6 protein-coding genes are annotated in these 5,372 nt (G+C 58.6%); 3 read left to right on the top strand and 3 right to left on the bottom strand.

Annotation, left to right across the window (positions count from 1 at the left end):
• Nucleotides 1-411: 411 nt before the first annotated feature.
• Entirely contained in the window at nucleotides 412-987 is a 576-nt protein-coding gene (locus JQ600_RS36525) for a group 1 truncated hemoglobin (RefSeq protein WP_212270366.1), read from the bottom strand.
• A gap of 381 nt (nucleotides 988-1,368) precedes the next feature.
• Between JQ600_RS36525 and JQ600_RS36530 the strand changes: the two genes are divergently transcribed.
• Complete coding sequence (locus tag JQ600_RS36530; RefSeq protein ID WP_212270357.1) at nucleotides 1,369-1,656, top strand: hypothetical protein; 288 nt, start codon at nucleotides 1,369-1,371, stop codon at nucleotides 1,654-1,656.
• 1,216 nt (nucleotides 1,657-2,872) lie between these two features.
• Complete coding sequence (locus JQ600_RS37690) at nucleotides 2,873-3,082, top strand: DUF6894 family protein (RefSeq protein ID WP_409363282.1); 210 nt, start codon at nucleotides 2,873-2,875, stop codon at nucleotides 3,080-3,082.
• 11 nt (nucleotides 3,083-3,093) lie between these two features.
• Here the strand turns inward: JQ600_RS37690 and JQ600_RS37695 are convergent, their stop codons facing one another.
• A complete protein-coding gene (locus JQ600_RS37695) occupies nucleotides 3,094-3,333 on the bottom strand; it encodes a DUF6894 family protein (RefSeq protein ID WP_409363281.1) in 240 nt (79 codons plus the stop codon).
• Nucleotides 3,334-3,836: 503 nt separating this feature from the next.
• Between JQ600_RS37695 and JQ600_RS37150 the strand changes: the two genes are divergently transcribed.
• The gene (locus tag JQ600_RS37150) at nucleotides 3,837-4,115 is read left to right on the top strand and encodes a hypothetical protein (RefSeq protein WP_249136263.1); all 279 of its coding nucleotides are present in this window, start codon (nucleotides 3,837-3,839) and stop codon (nucleotides 4,113-4,115) included.
• A gap of 989 nt (nucleotides 4,116-5,104) precedes the next feature.
• Here the strand turns inward: JQ600_RS37150 and JQ600_RS36540 are convergent.
• Complete coding sequence (locus tag JQ600_RS36540; RefSeq protein ID WP_212387413.1) at nucleotides 5,105-5,317, bottom strand: hypothetical protein; 213 nt, start codon at nucleotides 5,315-5,317, stop codon at nucleotides 5,105-5,107.
• Nucleotides 5,318-5,372: the final 55 nt, after the last annotated feature.

The raw sequence follows: 5,372 nt of genomic DNA on the forward strand, positions 1-5,372 counted from the left end.
ACGGTGACATGATGTAACGTGGGGTGGAGGGAAGTTTTTGGATCACACGGTGATCAAAGTGTGCGTTACCTCAGCAGTCCCTCGAAAGGATGTCACGCTGGAAAGGTAGCTTGACAGTAAAGCCAACCGCCCAATGGGCACCGAGACACCCTCTTCCGCCAACCATAACACCGATCGCGATCGGCCGCTTTGCGCCATGAGCGGCCAGTCGCAAATCGAATAATAACGATGTCTGCTTTCACTTAGAAGCGGCCATCGCCCGCCAGATTAGCCATGTCCGAGAAGTGCCAGAAACAGACTCGTTGCACCGCAGCTTGTAGTGCTACTTCTTTGATCTTGTTGGGGCGCAGGGACACTTCCCGCCCAGCGCTGGCTGGGCGGCGATCGTCTGGACGAGGCGGTACAGCGGCTTCAGCCGCGCTTGGCCGCCGCGACGTAGCCGGCCGTGACCTCATCCTTGTGGGCCGCAAAGGCTGACAGGACTTCCGCCTTCTCGCGCTTCGGGACCTTGGCGAAATCCAGCGTCCGTCCAAGTTCGGCTGCGACCTCATCGAATTCGGCCGGGGAGATACGGAGATCCCGATGAGCCTCCTCCAGGCCGACAGGCGTCTTGCCGGGCTTGGTCGCGGTGAACTGGAAAGGCCCACCAGAAACGTTGCAGACCCACAGCGTGCGCATGAATTTGAGGCCAGGCAACCTTTTCAGGTTCTTGGTATGCCATTCCCGCAGGTGCGGATTCTTGGACTTCTGGCCAACGACGGGGTTCTTCACGACGGCGTCGCTGAAGTGATCAACCACCGCCGCGATGGCGAATACACCCCCAAGCCGAGCATACAGACTTTTCTCAGACGGGATGTCCTTCGCATTTTCCTTGGCCTGCGCGTAGGCGTCATCAGCCCCCGCCAAAGCGACCGGGGCAACGCTCAGCGCCAGCCCTGCTGCGACCAGACTTCGTCTTGTGAGCGACTTACAAAAATCCTGTGCCATTGGTTGTTCTCCCTGGTCTTCGGACCTGCCCTCCCGCTTTTCTCGCTGCAAATTGGATGGTCTTGTGGGGAAGAGGTTCCCAAAAAACGGATGCGTCGGATCCGCTGGTCTCTTGTGCCGGCAGCGCTCTCTAGGACCATCGGCACATCTTCAGCTCGCGCGGCCTTGTTTTAGGTCCGATGGATGGGCACTAGGACGGGATAGCGCCTAGAAGACAAGGGACCGCATCGGCAAATGAAAGAGGCCCTCAACTGAGACGGTCGCTCGCCTTGTTTAGGGACGTAGTGCTGTCCTTTTGGTCGGACAGGGCACGTTTGCACTCCTAGTTGAACCGACGTTTTCCTCGCGAACTCGTGAAGACGTTTCTTCGTACAGTTCCTGATGAAACCAACAAATTCTGCGGCGACACCAATCATGGCTTGCGATGGCAAATTCCTGAAACACGATGAGCTCATCCTCACCGCATCGAATTCGCCAACCAAGGAGCCTACGATGCGCAAACTAGTTTTTTCAATCGGAGCCCTCGCGATTGCTTTTATGGTTGCATTTGCCTGGTCACACACTGTGCTCTCGCCTTCCCAGGCAGGCGTCGCCGGGTCAATCAATCCCACCGATCTGATGTCGAATCACAAAGGCACGCTTCCGATTGAGCAGTGGGAAGCAATCTAGCGTCTTTCCGAGTTCATCCCTCCCCGACTTGAAACTGGAGCCCTGGCAATCGGCATTTTCTTGACACCAGGGCGTTGACGTCAGGACAGGCGGCTTCAAGCTCTTCGACAATGACGCGATGCAAACACACGGCAAGCGACTTGTCATGAGTTGTGGCCCTCCGACAAACGGCGCGTTCTCACGCTGAGCAGTGGCGATGGACTGCAGCTTATATCCACTCTCACCGCGCCCGGTCCGTGCCGGCTAATAGTGGCAGGAGGTGTCAGGTTGGCTCGTTCTCGCGTTCAGCTAGTCTAGCGGCGCCGGCTCACCGTTCCTGGCCTGGATGTGCCTAGACGAGGCGTGATCTCGCCACCTCAAACGCACAACGCCTCCCAGCGGAGTATGATCGCTGGGTGGGCGTTGGTATTTCCTTGGTCGGGCGCTGAAATCCCGGCAGCCCAACCGTAGCAATTGACATGCTACAATCGTGTGACACGCGCCGCGCCTGGGCCGCCTCTGTTGGCGGCCTATTTCAAACTGGCTGACGCTTACTAAAAAACGGCCCCAGCGCGGGAAAGCAACTGGAGCCGTGAAGACTTAACGTTGACCTCAAAGCACAGAAGCGTCTGTACACTTGTGAACGCAGGAACCGAGTTGCGCGAAATGGGTTGGCGCTCCCACTGGGTGTTGGCGTCTTTCTTGAACAACCCCCGGCCGGGCGTGAACCGCCGGGCCCGTCGTCATTTTCGCACTCATCACACCACTCGGTGGCTAATGGGGCGCGGGCTGCTTCAACTCATGGAGTCGTCGGCACCGGCCTCGCAGCGTTCTGTTGATTGCGCTTGAACGGCCGCGGCAGCTGCGAATTGTTCCAATCGTCGTTGCCCGAGCACGATAGACAACCTCCCAAACGGCCCCTGGATTTCGTGCTCCAGGGCCGTCGCCTTTTGAGGGCGGCCCGAATTTAGCGGTGCCCGCCGTGAAGGACTGTCAAAGACAACTAGAAAAGCCCAGGACCAACGCGGCCGAATGCGGGCTGATTAGCGACCTCGCCACGGACCACGCAAAGCATGACCTGTTTGACCGGCTGGCCTTGCATCTCACAACGCTTGCCGATCAGGTTGAGCTGGCGAGGATCGAGGCGAAGCCCTCGAAGGGGTAAGCCCACCTGGGCACCAAGGCTCAGACACGGGCGCGCTCGGGAACGAACATCATAGTGGGGCATTTATCAACAATGCCGCACTATCATTTTGAATTAGCGAATGGACATCGAATTCCTGACCCGCGGGGCCTCAACTGTAGAGATAACGAGGATGCGATCGCTAAGGCGCACCAAATTGCGAATGCGATGGCCGTAGAAGTCGGAGAAAAACCTCGTTGCCTTGTCGTAGTGGACGATGAAGGAAACGATCTCTGTAAAGTGCCAATCGCGCCGGCACCCTGAAATAGTTGGAATCAATTCAGCCGGCTAATTCGGAACTCGAGCTTGGCATGCATTACCTCGCCTATCTCGTCTCTAACCCAAATCGTGATCTCGGATACCGTCTGCCCAGTGTACATCAAATCCCGCCCTAAGTTGCAAAGTGCCAAGCCGGCTTCCACACGAGCGGCATCGAGGTCGGGAAAGCGCTCGCCTTCCTCATCAACGGACCGCGGCGCTCCCCCTATTTGAATGTCGAAAAAATATAGACCCATGCAAGGCAAGACCCCGACCCAGGAATTCGTTCCGGGGCTGACCTCCTGTTTGGAACGGAGCCCTGCGTCTTGAATTAACGCCAAGTCGTATCGCCCCTGACGTCGTGAAACTTGCGATGGTTGGAACTAGGAACTGGCCTTGGACGGAGGAGGATGATCGCCGGCTGCTTGAATTGCGAAACAGCGGCAGATCTTATCTTTCGATAGCGGTGGCCATGAGACGCTCGGCCTCTGCTATTAGAGGTCGTCTGTGGATTGTCCGGGCCCGAGCGAAACCCACCCCAAACCCATCACTGAAGGCCGATGCGTAGCGCCACGTTCGAACCTTGCATCCCGACCCGCGGCACCAAGGTCCCCTCTTCCAAAAATTGGCTCCATGAGATCAAGCATGATGGCTAAACGGGAAGGCAGGCGTCCGCCTGTTCACCTGAAACGGTTCCGACTGGAGTGACCGCTATCCGCTCGTCATCGAAGCCGCGTTGCGCAACAGGAACAGCTCCTTCGTGAACGATGGCGAAGCAGTTCTGCTTGGCGTCGATGGCATTTCCGACTTCGACGGCCTGGACAGCCGCACGCATAACGATGAGGTGCAGTTCTACGCTTTCGACATCCTGGTCAGTGACGGCGACGACCTCCGCAAGCCGCCATTGAGCCTGCGCAAGACCAACCTCACCCGGCTGCTGGCACGCCGGATCGACGGAATTTTCCTGTCGGATTTCGAACAGGGCGAGATAGGGCCCGACCTGTTTCGTCACGCCTCCTGCTCGGCCTCGAGGGCCTAGTTTCCAAGCACCGCGATCGCCCGTATCGCGGCGGCCGCTCGCCGCACTGGATCAAGGTGAAAAACCCGGCCTCGCCGGCGATGCACCGGGCTCGGGACGCGTTCTGGGAGCGTCCTAATTCGGGCACCCGAAATTTAAAATTGGGACAGGGAACATCCGCGGCGGATGGAGCGTAGATTTCGGCTCCCGGTAACTTGCGTCCCCGAACCGGGAGAAAACCCCCACGGGTTGGCGGCCTCAGCGCGGCGCCCCGCAGCTGGGGCCTTTTGCTCAGATTTAGTCCTCGGGAACAAGTGGCAACCGCTCCGAGTTAGAATCCCGTCTAATGGGATTTAGACATCGTGCCTTCACGGCCTCAGCGCGCGCTATCCCCCTTAGGCGCTGGGGCCGTTTTTTCCGCCCGCTGCAGGAATTAGGACCATCTCGACAGCTAGCTATGACTCCCTTCGGAAACAGACCTTGGACCGTTGAAGATGGCGAGCGGTTGAAATCGCTGGTTGCCAGTGGGGTGTCCGCCGCGCGCGCCGCATCGATCTTTCGCTGTTCGCTAGCCTCGATTCGCAAGCGAGCCTGGAAGCTAGGCGCGCCGTTCCCTTCTGTGAGGGAGGCCCGTAAACGTAACGCGATCAGATGTGCCGAAGCCGAAGCGGCCCTGTCGGTTCACGAGGCGCAGGAAAAGCTTTTATCCAAGACGCCGCGCGGCGGCCAATAGCCGTGTAATTGCGCGAGTTCCAAAAGCAACGGCCCCAGCGCCTTTCGGGGGACGCGCTGGGGCCGTTTTGATTATGTCCGGCGTCGTCGTCCAGACACACGCCCCAACGCCCGGTCATTGCCACTTGTTCCCGAAATATTTTGCCGATGATTTCGTGGATCCATCGGTCGCCGTTGGGCACGTTGCCGATCGAGGTCGGAAGCGCAGGCTCAATGAATCCGAGGAAGGGCGTCCTGACGCCGATCGCGGCCGATTTCCTGCGATTAAACGCCACGGGTCACACCAGGCGTATTGGCAGCGGCAGCTGCACGTCGCGATAGCGTTCGAAGCCGTCGGTGAAGCCCTGCAGGAAAAACGGGATATCGCGCCCCTGCAAATCGCAGCGCCGGCGCAGCTCGTGGACGAAGCGGTTGGTCCAGTCGTTTCCGCGCCGGAAGCGCCGCCGGGCTATCCATTTCGATCCCCGCCGCGTGGCAAATATCGATCGCATGATTCAACCGGGTTTTGCCCTTGATTTCGGATGTTTCGAGCTTTCCTTTGAATCT

Source organism: Bradyrhizobium sp. AUGA SZCCT0176, from assembly GCF_018130145.1.
Classification (GTDB): Bacteria; Pseudomonadota; Alphaproteobacteria; order Rhizobiales; family Xanthobacteraceae; genus Bradyrhizobium.

Excerpts from the sequence above, each read along its gene's own strand:
- JQ600_RS36525 (WP_212270366.1), bottom strand. The coding sequence starts at position 987 with ATGGCACAGGATTTTTGTAAGTCGCTCACAAGACGAAGTCTGGTCGCA.
- JQ600_RS36530 (WP_212270357.1), top strand. The coding sequence starts at position 1,369 with ATGAAACCAACAAATTCTGCGGCGACACCAATCATGGCTTGCGATGGC.
- JQ600_RS37690 (WP_409363282.1), top strand. The coding sequence starts at position 2,873 with ATGCCGCACTATCATTTTGAATTAGCGAATGGACATCGAATTCCTGAC.
- JQ600_RS37695 (WP_409363281.1), bottom strand. The coding sequence starts at position 3,333 with ATGGGTCTATATTTTTTCGACATTCAAATAGGGGGAGCGCCGCGGTCC.
- JQ600_RS36540 (WP_212387413.1), bottom strand. The coding sequence starts at position 5,317 with ATGCGATCGATATTTGCCACGCGGCGGGGATCGAAATGGATAGCCCGG.